The organism is Streptomyces sp. CNT372, from assembly GCF_000377145.1.
On the sequence record NZ_KB897778.1, the window covers coordinates 227,791 to 243,088 of the forward strand.

11 protein-coding genes and 1 pseudogene are annotated in these 15,298 nt (G+C 73.9%); 7 read left to right on the forward strand and 5 right to left on the reverse strand.

The features are described 5' to 3' along the window. Positions 1 to 82: 82 nt before the first annotated feature. Together C593_RS28965 and C593_RS0106380 are read right to left on the reverse strand one after the other, a co-directional pair. A complete protein-coding gene (locus C593_RS28965) occupies positions 83 to 313 on the reverse strand; it encodes a DUF397 domain-containing protein (protein ID WP_037744899.1) in 231 nt (76 codons plus the stop codon). Continuing rightward, a complete protein-coding gene (locus C593_RS0106380) occupies positions 306 to 1,100 on the reverse strand; it encodes a Scr1 family TA system antitoxin-like transcriptional regulator (protein ID WP_018846464.1) in 795 nt (264 codons plus the stop codon). Before C593_RS0106380 ends, C593_RS28965 begins: the two co-directional genes overlap by 8 nt. A 221-nt stretch (positions 1,101 to 1,321) precedes the next feature. Between C593_RS0106380 and C593_RS0106385 the strand changes: the two genes are divergently transcribed. Together C593_RS0106385 and C593_RS0106390 are read left to right on the forward strand one after the other, a co-directional pair. Continuing rightward, the gene (locus C593_RS0106385; RefSeq protein WP_026277415.1) at positions 1,322 to 1,648 is read left to right on the forward strand and encodes a hypothetical protein; all 327 of its coding nucleotides are present in this window, start codon (positions 1,322 to 1,324) and stop codon (positions 1,646 to 1,648) included. Then, entirely contained in the window at positions 1,645 to 1,938 is a 294-nt protein-coding gene (locus C593_RS0106390) for a hypothetical protein (protein WP_018846466.1), read from the forward strand. Before C593_RS0106385 ends, C593_RS0106390 begins: the two co-directional genes overlap by 4 nt. A 22-nt stretch (positions 1,939 to 1,960) precedes the next feature. On the opposite strand, the gene C593_RS0106395 is transcribed toward C593_RS0106390, so the two are convergent. Beyond that, positions 1,961 to 3,505 carry a PucR family transcriptional regulator gene (locus tag C593_RS0106395; RefSeq protein ID WP_018846467.1) on the reverse strand — a complete coding sequence of 515 codons (1,545 nt, stop codon included), beginning with the start codon at positions 3,503 to 3,505 and terminating at the stop codon, positions 1,961 to 1,963. Between the two features lie 182 nt (positions 3,506 to 3,687). Between C593_RS0106395 and C593_RS0106400 the strand changes: the two genes are divergently transcribed. From C593_RS0106400 to C593_RS0106410, 3 genes are all read left to right on the forward strand, one after another. Continuing rightward, positions 3,688 to 5,268 carry a sodium:solute symporter family protein gene (locus C593_RS0106400; RefSeq protein WP_018846468.1) on the forward strand — a complete coding sequence of 527 codons (1,581 nt, stop codon included), beginning with the start codon at positions 3,688 to 3,690 and terminating at the stop codon, positions 5,266 to 5,268. A gap of 190 nt (positions 5,269 to 5,458) precedes the next feature. Continuing rightward, on the forward strand, positions 5,459 to 6,472 hold the full coding sequence (gene speB, locus C593_RS0106405) for an agmatinase (RefSeq protein ID WP_018846469.1): 1,014 nt from the start codon (positions 5,459 to 5,461) through the stop codon (positions 6,470 to 6,472). After that, positions 6,469 to 8,151, forward strand: a complete 1,683-nt coding sequence (locus C593_RS0106410) for a thiamine pyrophosphate-binding protein (protein ID WP_018846470.1) — start codon at positions 6,469 to 6,471, stop codon at positions 8,149 to 8,151. Before speB ends, C593_RS0106410 begins: the two co-directional genes overlap by 4 nt. A 156-nt stretch (positions 8,152 to 8,307) precedes the next feature. Here the strand turns inward: C593_RS0106410 and C593_RS33605 are convergent. Next, positions 8,308 to 8,490, reverse strand: a pseudogene (locus tag C593_RS33605) (DUF4259 domain-containing protein); the annotation flags it as partial. Between the two features lie 108 nt (positions 8,491 to 8,598). Between C593_RS33605 and C593_RS0106415 the strand changes: the two are divergent. Next, on the forward strand, positions 8,599 to 9,585 hold the full coding sequence (locus C593_RS0106415; RefSeq protein WP_018846471.1) for an aminoglycoside phosphotransferase family protein: 987 nt from the start codon (positions 8,599 to 8,601) through the stop codon (positions 9,583 to 9,585). A 251-nt stretch (positions 9,586 to 9,836) separates the two neighbouring features. Here the strand turns inward: C593_RS0106415 and C593_RS0106420 are convergent, their stop codons facing one another. Beyond that, entirely contained in the window at positions 9,837 to 10,859 is a 1,023-nt protein-coding gene (locus tag C593_RS0106420) for a hypothetical protein (RefSeq protein ID WP_018846472.1), read from the reverse strand. A 533-nt stretch (positions 10,860 to 11,392) separates the two neighbouring features. Here C593_RS0106420 and C593_RS0106425 point away from each other — a divergent pair. Beyond that, positions 11,393 to 15,238, forward strand: a complete 3,846-nt coding sequence (locus C593_RS0106425) for an ABC transporter ATP-binding protein (RefSeq protein ID WP_026277416.1) — start codon at positions 11,393 to 11,395, stop codon at positions 15,236 to 15,238. Positions 15,239 to 15,298 lie beyond the last annotated feature (60 nt).

The window sequence follows — 15,298 nt, forward strand, 5'->3', positions numbered from 1 at the left end:
CCGTCAAGGAAGCGGTCCGTCCATGGCATCGGCAGGGCGCGGAAGGCCCATCACGGCGGCCGAGTCCGGTGGAGGGCAGAGGTTACAGCGGCTTCGTCATGCCGGGGGTGTACTTGAGGGCCGCGACGAACGAGGTCCAGCCGGGTGCGGAGACGACGATGACGGGACCGTTCGGGACCTTGGAGTCGCGGACGGGAACGCCGCCGGGGTGGCCGTCGAGCACCTCGACGCAGCTGCCGCCTTCGGGGCCGCTGTAGGACGACTTCCGCCAGCCACCCCCAGCAGCACTGTCGCAAACAATGTGGTCAGTCACGATTCCTGAAGTCCTTTGCTGCTGCCCTCAACTGGTTCAGCGATTCCTGTAGCGGAAGAGCATCGCTCAGGGCGAGATCGTAGGCACCCTGGAGTCGTGTGACCAGTGTGGGTGAGTCGTGGACCGTGCCCACGCTGTTGCCTTCCGAGTATGCGAGGGGCGGCTGATCGTCGAACCACATGAGGCTCAACATGCCCTGGAGGAGCTGATAGGCGCCGACGTCGAACGGCAGCACATGCACCCGCACCCGCCCTGATTCCACGAGCCGGATCATGTGCGTGACCTGTTCGGCCATGATCTCCCCGGTTCCCACGACCCGGCGTAGCACCGCCTCGTCGAGCAGGGCCCACACCACAGGGGTCACTGGGTCGCGCAGCACATCCGCGCGTTGGAGGCGTGTGACGACGAGCCGGTCACATTCCGCTTCACTCAGCGGGGGGTACGACGTGCTCAGAACCGCACGCGCGTACCGCTCCGTCTGCAGGATGCCGGGGACGAAGGACAGCGCGAACTCACGGATCGCCGTCGCCTGTTGTTCGAGTGCGAGCGCCGCCTCGAAGTAGTCGGCGACCGCCACGTCCTGTTGCGGCAGGAAGCTCTGCAGGACGTCACCCGTGCCCAGCGCCCTGTCGAGCCTTCGTGCGTCGTCGTGCGACGGTATCCGGCGGCCCGCCTCGATGTGCGCGATGTGCGAACGCGTCATGATCGCGAGGTCGGCCAGCTCCTGCTGCGTCAGGCCGGCCGCCTCGCGTTGCGCCTTCAGCCACTCCCCGTAGACGTTGCTCACCGTCAACCCCTTTGCGACAAAGGCTCTGTCACCCCGGACCCCCTGGTCAGCCTACCCGTGCCGGTCTCACGCTGTGAGGGAATCGCTACCGAGCGGAGTTCCGCTCTCCGGTCGGCATCCGTCCGGGCCGGACACATGACATCCCCGTGACCGGGCGGACGGTCTCGACGGACTTCGGCGAGTGGCCGAGAAAAGCTGAACGCACAGGAGTTGACGACGTGATGCGCTGGACGAACCACCTGCTGGACCCGCTGGTGCGGCTCCTGTGGCCCCCGCCGACGGGACGGCACCGCCCACCGTGTGCCCGCTGCCCATTCGTGCGGGAAGTGTCCGACCTCGAACCAGGCCCCGCGCCCGGCCCTCCTCCCGCCCCGGAGACGTACCTCCACGGCGAGGACAGCCCGCTGGTCCGGCCGTATCTGGTTGCCCACGAGCGGCAGGCGGACGGGACCCGTCGGCAGCGGGGCCGTAGCCGTACCCTCCGGCTCGCCGTCCACGGCATCGACATCGGGCCGCGCGGCGTCCACGGGCGGGAGGTCACGGCGTGAACCCGTGCCCCGGCTCCCCTCTCCGTCTGCTGCCCTGGGACGGTGACGGTGGCAGGCCCTGCTACCTCGCCGGTGACGGCGACGGGTACGTCTCCCGCGTCGCCGACAACGTCGAGAGCGTCCAACTCGGCATGGCCGGCGACCTCCTCCGCCACGTCGAGGACATGCTGCGCGACCCCTCGGCCACCCCCGAGCAGCTCCGCTACGCCGTTGCCCGCCTTGCGGAGTCGCTGCGCGACGTGCACCGCATCGCCCGGAGCAGAGGTGCGCGGCTGCCGGCCGGCGGGTGACGGGCTACGGCCCCGGGCACCCTCACCCCCGCCGCAGTGCGAACCAGAGCTCCATGCGGACGTCGGGGTCGTCCAGGTCCGCGTCGAGGAGGGTGGCGCAGCGGGTGATGCGCTGGCGGACGGTGTTGCGGTGGATGGACAGGGCCGTGGCGGTGCGGTCCCAGTTGCCGTGGAGGGAGAGCCAGGTGCGCAGGGTCTCCCGCAGGGCGGGGGCGTCGGCGAGAGGGGCGAGGAGGCGGCGGGCGGATTCCGGGGTGAGGGGGCCGCCGGGGTCGCGGTGGCGGTGGAGGTCGCGGCGGGTGGCCGTCGCGTGGCGCAGGGCGCGGGCGGCCTGGAGGTCCGCCTCCGGGAGGGCGTCCGGTGAGGCGGGGGCGCTCGCGCCGAGGGTCCAGCCGGGCTGCGGGGCGGGGTCGCGGCCGTCCGGGAGGAGGAGGCGGACCGTGCCGTCCGCCTCCGGGGAGACGAGGGCCGTGCCCAGCGCGGCGCCCAGGGCCGCCGCCGCGAACGGGGTCCCGTCGCCGCCGTGGGCGTGGACCACCGTCCAGGGGCCCGGCCCCAGCAGCGGCGCGGTCTCGGACGGGGACGCGCCCAGGAGCAGCCGGACCAGGGCCGTGGACCGGCCGGCCGTGTCGGTCCCCCGGTGCGGCGCGGTGAGCAGGGACAGCAGGACCACGGCGACCCCCGCGAGGGTGTGGTCCCCGGCCTCGCGGGTCGGGGCGGCCAGGCCGAGGACCAGGCCCTGCCCGCCGCCGAGGGCGTAGGCGGCGAGGACGTCGGAGCCGGCCTGGTCGGTGGCCGAGGCCGGGGCGGGCCCGCCCCGGGGGGCGGCCTCCGGACCGGGCGTACCGCTCACCACGCGCGCGAGGCGCGCCAGCGCGGCCGACGCCTCGGGCGCGCGCTCCCGTCCCGCCGCGTAGAGGACCGCGCCGTCCGGGCCGAAGAGGACCGCCCGGCCCTCCAGGCGCTGTGCGAGCTGGTGCAGCACCGCCGGGACCGGGTCCGGCCGGGCCGCCGCCGCGGCCAGGCCCTGCTGGGCCTGCGTCACCCGGCGCAGTTCACGGTGCCGCGCCTCGGCCATCAGCCGCCACACCGCCCGCGCCACGGCCGTGAACGTCGTTTGGGGCGGGACCTCCAGCAGCGGCAGTCCGTGCCGGTCGCACGCGGCGACCAGCTCCGGCGGGACGGCGTCGTGCACCGGGGCGACGCCGAAGCCGAGGGCCGCCGCCCCCGCCTCGACGATCCGCGCGACGTACCGGTCGGGGTCGGTGAGCAGCACGCCCGCGCTGAGCAGCAGCTCGCCGCCGAGGAGGTAGGGGTACGGGTCGGCCATCTCGGAGGTGTGCACCATCCGGATCACCGGGGCCGCCGGGCCCGCCGCGGGGACCGGGCCCCCGCCGGCCGCCGCGGGACCGCCCGCCGCGGGACCGCCCGCCGGGCCGCCCCCGCCCGGCAACGGCGCCCCCACGGCCGGGGGGCCCGCGAGCTGCCGCAGGCCGAGCTCCGGGTCGGCGAGCAGGGTGACCAGCGGAATCGGCGTCGTGGGCGGGGCCGTACCCGGATCGGACATGGACGTTTCCTCCACCCGGAGAGTCGAGAGTGGAGGAAACGTACACTTCATCGGCGCTTTCCGGCCACCTACCGTCAGTGCTCGGCGCGCGACCGGCGACCGGGTCGGGCGGGGCGGGATCGCCCCGGCCCGTGTGAGGGACGCGAGGAACCTGTCCGGGGGACGGAACGGAAGGAAAGCCGATGGCTGTCGACTACGCAGTGATCGTCGTCTATCTGGCCGCCATGCTCGGCATGGGCTGGTGGGGCATGCGGCGCGCCAAGTCCAAGAGCGAGTTCCTCGTCGCCGGCCGCCGGCTCGGCCCGGCGATGTACTCCGGCACCATGGCCGCCATCGTCCTCGGCGGCGCGTCCACCATCGGCGGCGTGGGCCTCGGCTACAAGTACGGGCTCTCCGGCGCGTGGATGGTCCTCACCATCGGCCTCGGGCTGCTCGCGCTGAGCATCTTCTTCTCCGCCCGGATCGCCCGGCTGAAGGTCTACACCGTCTCCGAGATGCTCGACCTGCGCTACGGCGGCCGGGCCGGGCTGATCACCGGTGTGGTGATGTGGGCGTACACGCTGATGCTGGCGGTCACCTCGACCATCGCCTACGCCACGATCTTCGACGTCCTCTTCGACGTGAACCGCACCCTCTCCATCGTCCTCGGCGGCGCGGTCGTGGTCGCCTACTCGACGCTCGGCGGCATGTGGTCGATCACCCTCACCGACATGGTGCAGTTCGTCGTCAAGACGGTCGGTGTACTGCTGCTCCTGCTGCCCATCGCGGTGGTGAAGGCGGGCGGCTTCGCCGAGATGAAGGCACAGCTGCCCACCGAGTACTTCGCCCCGCTCGGCATCGGCGGCGAGACGATCTTCACCTATGTCCTGATCTACACCTTCGGCATGCTGATCGGGCAGGACATCTGGCAGCGGGTGTTCACCGCGCGCAGCGACCGGACGGCCCGCTGGGGCGGCACCGTCGCCGGCACCTACTGCCTCGCCTACGCCCTGGCGGGCGCGGTGATCGGCACCGCGGCCAAGGTCCTCTACCCCGACCTGGCCAACGCCGACGACGCCTTCGCCACCATCGTCATGGACGAACTCCCGACCGGTGTGCGCGGTCTGGTCCTCGCCGCCGCGCTGGCGGCCGTGATGTCGACCTCCTCGGGCGCGTTGATCGCCTGCGCCACCGTCGCCAACAACGACATCTGGTCCCGGCTGCGCGGGCTCGCCCGCCCCGGCGGCAGCGGCCCCTCCGGTTCCGGCTCCGGTTCCGGTGGCTCCGGTTCCGGGGGCGGCGAGCCGCATGACGAGGTGAAGGGGAACCGGGCGTTCATCCTCCTGATGGGCCTGGCCGTCATCTGCGTCGCCGTCGCCCTCAACGACGTGGTCGAGGCGCTGACCGTCGCCTACAACCTCCTCGTCGGCGGACTGCTGGTGCCGATCCTCGGCGGGCTGCTGTGGAAGCGCGGCACCGTGCAGGGCGCGCTCGCGGCCGTGGCGGTCGGCGGGCTCTCGGTCGTCGGCCTGATGGCGTCGTACGGGATCCTCGCCAACGAGCCCATCTACTACGGCCTGATCGCCTCGCTGGTCACCTATGTGGCCGTGAGCCTCGCGACCCGGCCGACCGACCCGGAGGTCCTCGCCCACTGGCGGGAGCGCCTCGCGGGGCGGGGCGGCCCGGACGAGGGCGGCCCGGACGGGAACGGCGTGAACGGAACCGGGGCGAACGGGGCCGCCGCGGAGCCCCCGGCGGCCGAAGCAGCCGCCGGGCCCCGCTAAAGTCGACGATAAGCACACATTCATTCGATAGCGGTCATCGTGGCGAAGGCCCGTGACCGGGAGCGCGGACAGCGCGACGACGGTGACAGCGCGACTCCGCTGACCACGCGACGACGCAGAGAACGCGACGACAGTGACAGCGCGACGACAGTGACAGCGCGACGAGGCGCAGGAAAGAAGGAACCCCCAGATGAGCAGCACCGAGCAGCCGCGCGGCCCGATCGACTCCTCCCGCATCCCGCGGTACGCAGGGCCCGCCACGTTCGCCCGGCTGCCCCGCCTCGACGAGGTCGGCCGCGCCGATGTCGCCGTGGTCGGCGTCCCCTTCGACTCCGGTGTCTCCTACCGGCCCGGCGCCCGCTTCGGCGGCAACGCCATCCGTGAGGCGTCCCGCCTGCTGCGCCCCTACAACCCGGCGCAGGACGCCTCCCCCTTCGCGCTCGCCCAGGTCGCCGACGCGGGCGACATCGCGGCCAACCCGTTCAACATCAACGAGGCCGTGGAGACGGTCGAGGCCGCCGCCGACGACATCCTGGGCACCGGCGCCCGGATGATGACCCTCGGCGGCGACCACACCATCGCGCTGCCCCTGCTGCGGTCCGTGGCCAAGAAGCACGGCCCCGTCGCGCTGCTCCACTTCGACGCGCACCTCGACACCTGGGACACCTACTTCGGTGCCGAGTACACCCACGGCACCCCGTTCCGCCGGGCCGTCGAGGAGGGCATCCTCGACACCTCCGCCCTCTCCCACGTCGGCACCCGCGGCCCCCTCTACGGCAAGCAGGACCTGACCGACGACGAGAAGATGGGCTTCGGCATCGTCACCTCCGCCGACGTCTACCGGCGCGGCGCGGACGAGGTCGCCGACCAGCTCCGCCAGCGCATCGGCGACCGGCCGCTCTACATCTCCATCGACATCGACTGCCTCGACCCGGCGCACGCTCCCGGCACCGGCACCCCCGAGGCGGGCGGTATGACCTCCCGCGAGCTGCTGGAGATCCTGCGCGGCCTCGCCTCCTGCAACCTGGTCTCCGCCGACGTGGTCGAGGTCGCCCCGGCCTACGACCACGCCGAGATCACCGCCGTCGCCGCCTCCCACACGGCCTACGAGCTGACCACGATCATGTCCCGGCAGATCGCCGCCGCCCGGGACGCGGCCTCGGCCGCCGGCCGGGAGGCCGGGGCGGGGGAGGGCCCCAAGTGACCCACGACCACGACCTGGTGCTGCGGCCGAGCGCCGCGCAGACCGAGGCCGCCCTCAACCCGCCGCCCGGCCGCAACGGCGGCGACCTGGTCGTCGAGACCCTGGCGGGGCTCGGCGCGACCACCGTCTTCGGGCTTCCCGGGCAGCACGCGCTGGGCATGTTCGACGCCCTGCGCCGCTCCTCGCTGCGCTACGTCGGCCTGCGGGTGGAGAACAACGCGGGCTTCGCCGCCGACGCCTACGGGCGGATCACCGGCGAGGCCGCCCCGCTGCTGCTGTCCACCGGGCCCGGCGCGCTGATGTCCCTGGCCGCGCTCCAGGAGGCGGCCGCCGCCTCCGCGCCGGTGCTCGCCATCGGCAGCCAGGTGCCCGTCGCCGGGCTGGGCGGCGGACGCCACGGCTATCTGCACGAACTCCGCGACCAGCAGGCCTCGTTCCGGGACATCGTGAAGTCCGTGCACACCGTGCGCACCGCCTCCCAGATCCCCTCCGCGATCGCGGCGGCGTGGGAGTCGGCCCTGACCGCCCCGCACGGGCCCGTCTGGGTGGAGATCCCGCAGGACGTGCTCCTCGCGGAGACGATCCTGCCGGTCGTCACCGCTGTGGACGCCACCCCCGAGGATCTGGCGCCCCGGCCCGAACTCACCGCCGTCGCCGCCGATCTGCTGTCCCGGGCCCGCCGGCCGGTGATCGTCGCGGGCGGCGGAGTGGTGCGCGCCGACGCCTCCGGGAAGCTGCGCGCGCTCGCCGAGAAGATCGACGCGCCGGTGGTGACCACCTTCGGCGGCAAGGGCGCCTTCCCCTGGGAGCACCCGCTGTCCCTGCGGTCCTGGCTGGAGGACCGGCACACCACCGACTACCTGGAGGCGGCCGACGTCCTGCTGGTGGTCGGCTCCGGGCTCGGCGAACTCTCCTCGAACTACCACACCTTCGCGCCCCGCGGCCGGGTGATCCAGATCGAGGCGGACCTCGGCAAGCTGGAGTCCAACCACCCCGGCCTCGGCATCCACGCCGACGCGCGCCTCGGACTCCAGGCGCTGCTGGAGACCGTGAACGAGCGCCGCGACCCGACGGCGGCCGGTTCGGTGCGCGAGGTCCTGGACGCCGTCCGGGCACGGATCGACGCCCAGGAACTCACCCTGGAGCAGCGGATCCTGGCCTCGGTGCGCGCCGCCCTGCCCGATGACGCGCCCAGCTTCTGGGACATGACGATCCTGGCCTACTGGGCCTGGTCCGCGTTCGACGCCCGCCGGCCGAACACCATGCACTCGGCCCAGGGCGCGGGTGGTCTCGGCTACGCGTTTCCGGCGGCGCTCGGGGCGGCGGCGGCCGACCCGAGCCGGCCGGTCCTCGCCGTGTCGGGCGACGGCGGAGCGATGTACTCCCTCGCCGAGCTGGCGACCGCCCGCCAGTACGACCTGCCCGTCACCTGGCTGATCGTCGACGACGGCGGCTACGGCATCCTGCGCGAGTACATGTCGGACGCCTTCGGTGAGGCGACCGGCACGGAGCTGGTCCGGCCGGACTTCACGGCCCTCGCCGAGTCCTTCGGCGTCCCGGCGGTGCGTACGGGCCCGGAGACGCTGGCCGAGGACCTGTCCAAGGCCCTCGCGCAGCCGGGCCCGTCCGTGGTCGTCCTCCCGGCGCTGCTGCGGATGTTCGCCCCGACACACGTCTGACACCTGCGACGCGGCGGGCCCGGCCGGTCCGTTCGGGGCGGCCGGGCCCGCCGGGGCCGGCTTGCTCCGGGTGCTCCGGGTGCTCCGGGTGGACCGGGCCGGGACGCACCCCCGTGTCGTCCCGGCCCGGTCGGCCCCGGCCCCCGGTCTGTGTCCCCGGACCGCCCGCCCGCGCAGCTCCTCGGGCAGCGCCGGAACCGGCTCGTCCGGCCCGTACGAGGTGGTCACCGGAGCCCCGCCCGGGCACTGCGCGGCGACCAGCGCGGCGGCGGCCACCGCCTCGGCGGCCTGGTCGGCGGCGGTGTCGTTGTCGAGGTGCCCGGTGTCCCGGGTGCCCATGGCGGATTTCCCCCGTCGTGCTTTGCGCACCTCGGTGCGCGCGGTGTGATCACAGCTTGGCGGCGACCCCACTGAGAACATCGGACTCACTCGTCTAAGGTCGGTGCGGTGATCGAGATCCCGGCCGGGCTGGCCGAGTCCCAGGCGAGGTACAACGGCGAGGCGGGGCGGGCGTTCATCGCCGCGCTCCCGGGCAGGGCGGAGGAGTTCACGGACCGCTGGGGGCTTCGCCCGGCAGGCCCGCCGATGCACGGCGTGGCGTCGCTGGTGCTTCCCGTGACGCGCACCTCGGACGGTGTGCGGGCGGCGTTGAAGCTGCAGCTCCTGGACGAGGAGAGCGAGGGGGAACCGGCCGCGCTGCGGGCGTGGGCCGGCGAGGGGTCCGTATGCCTGCTGGAGCATGACGCGGGTACGGGGGCGATGCTTCTGGAGTGGGCGGGGGCGGGCGCGAGGGCCGGGGCCGGCGCCGGGGTGGCTGTGGGGGCCGGGGGCGCGCCCGGCGCGGGGAGCGCCGGGGACTCCGGCGAACCGGTGCACCTGTCGCGGCTGGGTGAGGACGAACCCCGGGAGGCCGTACGGATTCTGGCCGGGCTGCTGCGACGGCTGTCCGCGGTGCCCGCGCCGGACGGGCTGCGACGGCTCGGCGACGTCGCGGCGGACATGCTGGCGGCCACCCCGGCGGCGGTCGAGCGGCTCGGCGAGGACGACGCCCGGCTCCTGAAGGACTGTGCCGCCGCCGTACGGGAGGTGCTGGGCGAGCCGGGGGACCGGCTGCTGCACTGGGACCTGCACTACGACAACGTCCTGGCCGCCGAGCGTGAGCCGTGGCTGGCGATCGACCCGAAGCCGCTCGCGGGTGACCCGGGCTTCGAGCTGCTTCCCGCCCTGACGGACCTGTGGGACCCGGACCCCGCCGTGACCCGCTGGCGCTTCGACCTGCTGACCGGGCAGCTGGGGCTCGACCGTGACCGGGCACGGGCCTGGCCGCTCGGGCGGGTACTGCAGAACGGGCTGTGGGACGTGGAGGACGGCGAGCCCGGGCTCGACCCGGACCAGGTGTCCATAGCGCGGACGCTGCTTGCCCGCCGTGGCTGAACCGACCTGCACGTCCGCCCCGAGTCGCGCGGCGGCGGCCACGGCACGGCACTGGTCACGGAACTGACCCGCATCTGTGTCGAGCCGGGGTGCGAGCACCTGGAGTGGTCGGTCCTGGGCTGGAACGCCCTGTCGATCGCCTTCGACGAGTCCCTGGGCGCCCGCCCGCCAGGACGAGTGGACGGCCCACCGCCTGACGGACGCCGCCCTCCACCGGCTGTGGGCGGCGTCCGGACAGCCGTGACAGGTGGTCAGCCGGGCTGGAGTTCCCAGCCGCGGTCGGTGCGGGTGATCTCGCGGAAGCCGTGGCGGTGCAGGGGGCCGGTCTCCTCCGGGGCGTCGGGATACGCGCAGGTGAGGAGGCGGTCCATCCCGCAGAGAGTGAGCCAGTCGCGGGCCCCGGCGAGCAGCCGTGTGAGGGTGTCCGCCGGGGCGTCCGGCGCGAGGTCGAGGTCCGTCAGTTCGGCCAGACCGGCGCCACGGCCGACGCGCTCGGGGCGGTCGAGCAGGGTGTCCACCTCCATGTACCCGAGGACGCGACCGCTCTCGTGGGCGGTGAACCGGGTGCCCTGCGGGCCGACGGTGCGCAGGAGGGCTCTGTGCGCCGAGCCGGCCGCCCGTGCCTCCGCCCCGGGGAGCGCGCGCACCTCGGCGAGCAGCAGGGCCTCCGTGGTGCCGGTGTGGACGAAACCCGCGCGCCGCAGCGCGGCGCGGACGTGCGGCCAGGAGGCCGGGATGCCGTACACCCCGGGGCAGGGCAGCGTTCCGTCGGCGTGGACCGAACGGGCCTGCCACCGGGCGGCGGTCGCCAGGCAGGCGGACAGCAGCCGGTCGGCCGCGAGCGAGGCCGTGGAGTCGGAGGAGTGGACGGTGCGGGCGTCGAGAGGGGATCCGCCTGCCGCGTCGGCGCTGTCGGTCGGGGCGGTGGTGCCGGTTCCGTCGGTTCCGGCGGCCGGGTCGTCGTCGGGGAGGTGGACGGCCCACTGGAGGGCCGCGGTGCCCCGGTGGTCGGGGCCCACGTCCGGCTCGTCGCGGTAGCGGTGCAGGTGCGCCGCCGCGACGACACGGCCCCGGTCCTCGGCGACGAGCGTGACGCGCTCGGCGACCCAGGGGTCGACGACGTACTCGTCGGGACGGCTTTCGAGGCTGCTGAGGAGGGTGCTGACCGAGACGCTGATCCCGGGCAGTACGGCGGCGACGTGACGGTTCACCAGGTCGGTGAGCTGGTCGCGGTCACGGCGGCGGAAGGCACGCACGGCAAGGAAGGTGGACATGGCGAATCCTCTGTGGAGAACGGTGAGGGAGGGCCGCCATGCGGTGCGGCACGGGACTGACGTTACATGACCGAGGTGGGTGTGTGCCTCCGCTGTCCGCGGTGCCCGCCGTGCCCGCGGTCGGTGGTTCCCGCTCCCGCCCCCGTTCCTGTTCCTGTTCCTGTTCCAGTTCGTGGTTCTGGTTCTGTGCTCTGTTTCTGTCTCCACCGTTCAGGGGAGCAGGACCACCTTGCCCGTCGTGCCCGGGCCTCGCAGGGCCCCGCCCCGTGCCCGGGCCACATCCTGCCCCGGGCTCCATCCCGCCCCCAGGCCCCCTCCGCGGCCCCGGGTCGCGCCCCGTGCCCCGTCCCGCAGGGCCCCGCCCCGGCCTAGGACCACGGTCCCGGTCGGCCGGGACCTCGGACCGGGATTTGTTGCGGAGGGATGAAATCCGCTTCTCCCCGCGTTGGTGCCTCTCGGAAGATCAGGCCGGTCGGCCGGTTCGACAGCGCAGGTCCGGAGGGGTCCGGGCCGAGGACGGGGAGGCTCGCGTGGTGGCGGAGGCAGAGCAGGAGACGGCGCGAGGGTGGGCCCGGCGCCTGTCGGGATACGCGTGGCGCTACCGGCGCAACGTACTGCTCGCCCTGGGCTCCTCCCTCGCCGGGATGGCCGTGATGGCCCTCGTCCCCCTGATCACCAAGGTCGTCATCGACGACGTCATCGGGGGCGACGGCAGCCGGTCCCTCGCCGTGTGGACCGGTCTGCTGGTCGCCGCCGCCCTCGTCATCTACGTCCTCACCTACATCCGCCGCTACTACGGCGGCCGTCTCGCCCTCGACGTCCAGCACGACCTGCGGACCGAGATGTACGGCACGATCACCCGGCTCGACGGGCGCCGCCAGGACGAGCTGTCCACCGGCCAGGTCGTCGGCCGCGCCACCAGCGACCTCCAGCTCATCCAGGGCCTGCTCTTCATGCTGCCGATGACCATCGGCAACTTCCTGCTCTTCGCGATCTCCCTGGTGATCATGGCGTGGCTGTCACTGCCGCTGACCGCCGTCGCCGTCGCCGTGGCCCCCGCCCTCTGGTTCATCGCCAAGCGCAGCCGCGCCCGCCTCCACCCGGCCACCTGGTACGCGCAGAACCGTGCCGCCGCCGTGGCCGGGGTCGTCGACGGCGCCGTCAGCGGGGTGCGGGTCGTCAAGGGCTTCGGGCAGGAGGAGCAGGAGACCGGGAAGCTGCGCGAGGCGAGCCGGAAGCTGTTCGCCGGGCGGCTGCGCACCATCCGGCTGAACTCCGTCTACACCCCCGCCCTCCAGGCCGTGCCCGCCCTCGGCCAGGTCGCCATGCTCGCCCTCGGCGGCTGGCTGGCCACCCGCGGCGAGATCACCCTCGGCACCTTCGTCGCCTTCTCCACCTACCTCGCCCAGCTCGTCGGACCGGTCCGGATGCTGGCCGTGGTCCTCACCGTCGGACAGCAGGCACGGGCCGGCGTCGAACGGGTGCTGGAGCTGATCGACACCGAGCCGAGCCTGCGCGACGGCACCCGGGAACTGCCCGCCGACGCCCCCGCGAGCGTCGAGTTCGACAACGTGTCCTTCTCCTACGCCGACGGCCGGCCCGTCCTGGACGGCTTCTCGCTGGAGATCGCCCCCGGCGAGACCGTCGCCGTGGTCGGCGCCTCGGGCAGCGGCAAGTCCACCGTCTCCCTGCTGCTGCCCCGCTTCTACGACGTGACCCGCGGCGCGGTCCTCGTCGGCGGCCACGACGTGCGCGAGCTGACCCTCGACTCGCTGCGCGCCGCGATCGGCCTCGTCCCCGAGGACAGCTTCCTCTTCTCCGACACCGTCCGCGCCAACATCGCCTACGGCCGCCCCGGCGCCACCCAGGAGGAGATCGAGCAGGCCGCCCAAGCCGCCCAGGCCGACCGCTTCATCGCCGAACTCCCCGAGGGCTACGACACCAAGGTCGGCGAACACGGCCTCACCCTCTCCGGCGGCCAGCGCCAGCGCGTCGCCCTCGCCCGCGCCATCCTCACCGACCCCCGGCTGCTCCTCCTCGACGACGCCACCTCGGCCGTCGACGCCCGCGTCGAGCACGAGATCCACGAGGCGCTGCGCCAGGTCATGGCGGGCCGCACCACACTCCTCATCGCGCACCGCCGCTCCACCCTCGGCCTCGCCGACCGGATCGCCGTCCTCGACCGGGGCCGGCTCGCCGACATCGGCACCCACGAGGAGCTGGAGCGCCGCTCCGCCCTCTACCGCCGGCTGCTGACCGACCCCGACGAACTGGGCGGCGTCTCGCCCGGCCACGTCCTGCGCGAGACCCCCGAACCGGCCGAGGACCACACCGTGCGGGCCGAGCTGGACGCGGAGTTCGACGCCGAGCGCGGTATCACCCCGCGTCTGTGGGTGCGCGACGAACGCGCCGCCGAGTGGGCGGTGGCGGGGGAGGACTCCGGCGCCACGCCCGAACTGCTCGCCCAGCTCGAGGCCCTGCCCCCGGCGACCGGCACCCCCGACATCGACGAGGCCCGCGCGGTCCGCCCCGAACCGGCCGACACCGGCGCCGGCGAGGGCGGCCGGCTGCGCGCGGTGCTGCGCGGCTTCGGCCGGCCCCTGCTGCTGAGCCTGCTGCTGGTGGCGGTCGACGCGGGCATGGGCCTGGCGCTGCCGGTGCTGATCCGGCACGGCATCGACGAGGGTGTGGAACAGCTCGCCCTCGGGGCGGTGTGGGCGGCCTCCCTGCTGGGTCTGGCCGCCGTGCTGGTGCAGTGGGCCGCCCAGATCGGCGAGACCCGGATGACCGGGCGGACCGGCGAACGGGTGCTGTACTCGCTGCGCCTGAAGATCTTCGCGCAGCTCCAGCGCCTGGGCCTGGACTACTACGAGCGCGAGCTGACCGGCCGGATCATGACCCGGATGACGACGGACGTCGACGCGCTGTCCACCTTCCTCCAGACCGGGCTGGTCACCGCGTTCGTCTCCGTCGTCACCTTCTTCGGCATCATGGTCGCCCTGCTGGTCATCGACGTGCAGCTGGCGCTGGTGGTGTTCGCGACCCTGCCGGTGCTGATCGTCGGCACCTGGTTCTTCCGCAAGCAGAGCGTGAAGGCGTACGAGCTGGCCCGCGAGCGCGTGAGCGCCGTCAACGCCGACCTCCAGGAGTCCGTCTCCGGGCTGCGGATCGTGCAGGCGTTCCGCCGCGAGGCCGACGGCGTCGCCCACTACACGGCCGGCAGCGACAGCTACCGCCGGGCCCGGGTGCGCGGCCAGTGGCTGATCTCGGTCTACTTCCCCTTCGTACAGCTCCTCTCCTCGGTCGCCGCGGCGGCGGTGCTGATCGTCGGCGGGGCGCGGATCGAGGCGGGCACCCTCACCACGGGCGCCCTGGTCGCCTACCTCCTCTACATCGAGCTGTTCTTCGCGCCCGTGCAGCAGCTGTCCCAGGTCTTCGACGGCTATCAGCAGGCCGCGGTCTCGCTGGGCCGGGTGCACGAGCTGCTGCGCGAGCCGACCTCCACCGCCGAGGCCGAGCGGCCGCGCGAGGTGGCCCGGCTGCGCGGTGACATCGCCTTCGAGGACGTGTCCTTCGTCTACGGCGGCGGAACTCCCGCCGTGGACGACGGACTCGGCGCCCCCGGCGAAGGACACGGCGCCACCGGCGAAGGAAACGGCGGCACCGGCGGTGGCGAGGCCGCGCTGCGCGGGATCGACCTGCGGATCCCGGCCGGGCAGACGGTCGCCTTCGTCGGCGAGACGGGCGCGGGCAAGTCCACCCTGGTCAAGCTGGTCGCCCGGTTCTACGACCCGACCAGCGGCCGGGTCACCGCCGACGGCACCGACCTGCGCCGGCTGGACCTCACGGCCTACCGGCACCGGCTCGGCGTGGTCCCTCAGGAGGCGTACCTCTTCGCCGGCACCGTCCGGGACGCCATCGCATACGGGCGCCCGGGCGCGAGCGACGCCGAGGTGGAGGCCGCCGCCCGCGCGGTCGGCGCCCACGACATGATCGCCACCCTCGACGGCGGCTACCTCCACGAGGTCGCCGAGCGCGGACGCAACCTCTCCGCCGGCCAGCGCCAGCTCATCGCCCTGGCCCGGGCCGAACTCGTCGACCCCGACGTGCTGCTGCTCGACGAGGCGACCGCCGCGCTGGACCTGGCGACGGAGGCCCAGGTCAACCAGGCCACCGACCGGCTGGCGGGCCGGCGCACCACGCTGGTCGTCGCGCACCGGCTCACCACGGCGGCCCGCGCCGACCGGGTCGTCGTGATGGACCACGGTCGCGTCGCCGAGGACGGCACACACGACGAACTCCTGGCCCGTGGCGGGCAGTACGCCGCGCTGTGGCGGACCTTCCTGGGGACGGGGGAGGACGAGCCCGTGTCCGTCTGACGGCCCGACAGCGCCCCGCCCCGCGGCCCGAGAGCCCGACGGCGGGAGGGCGGGAGGGCG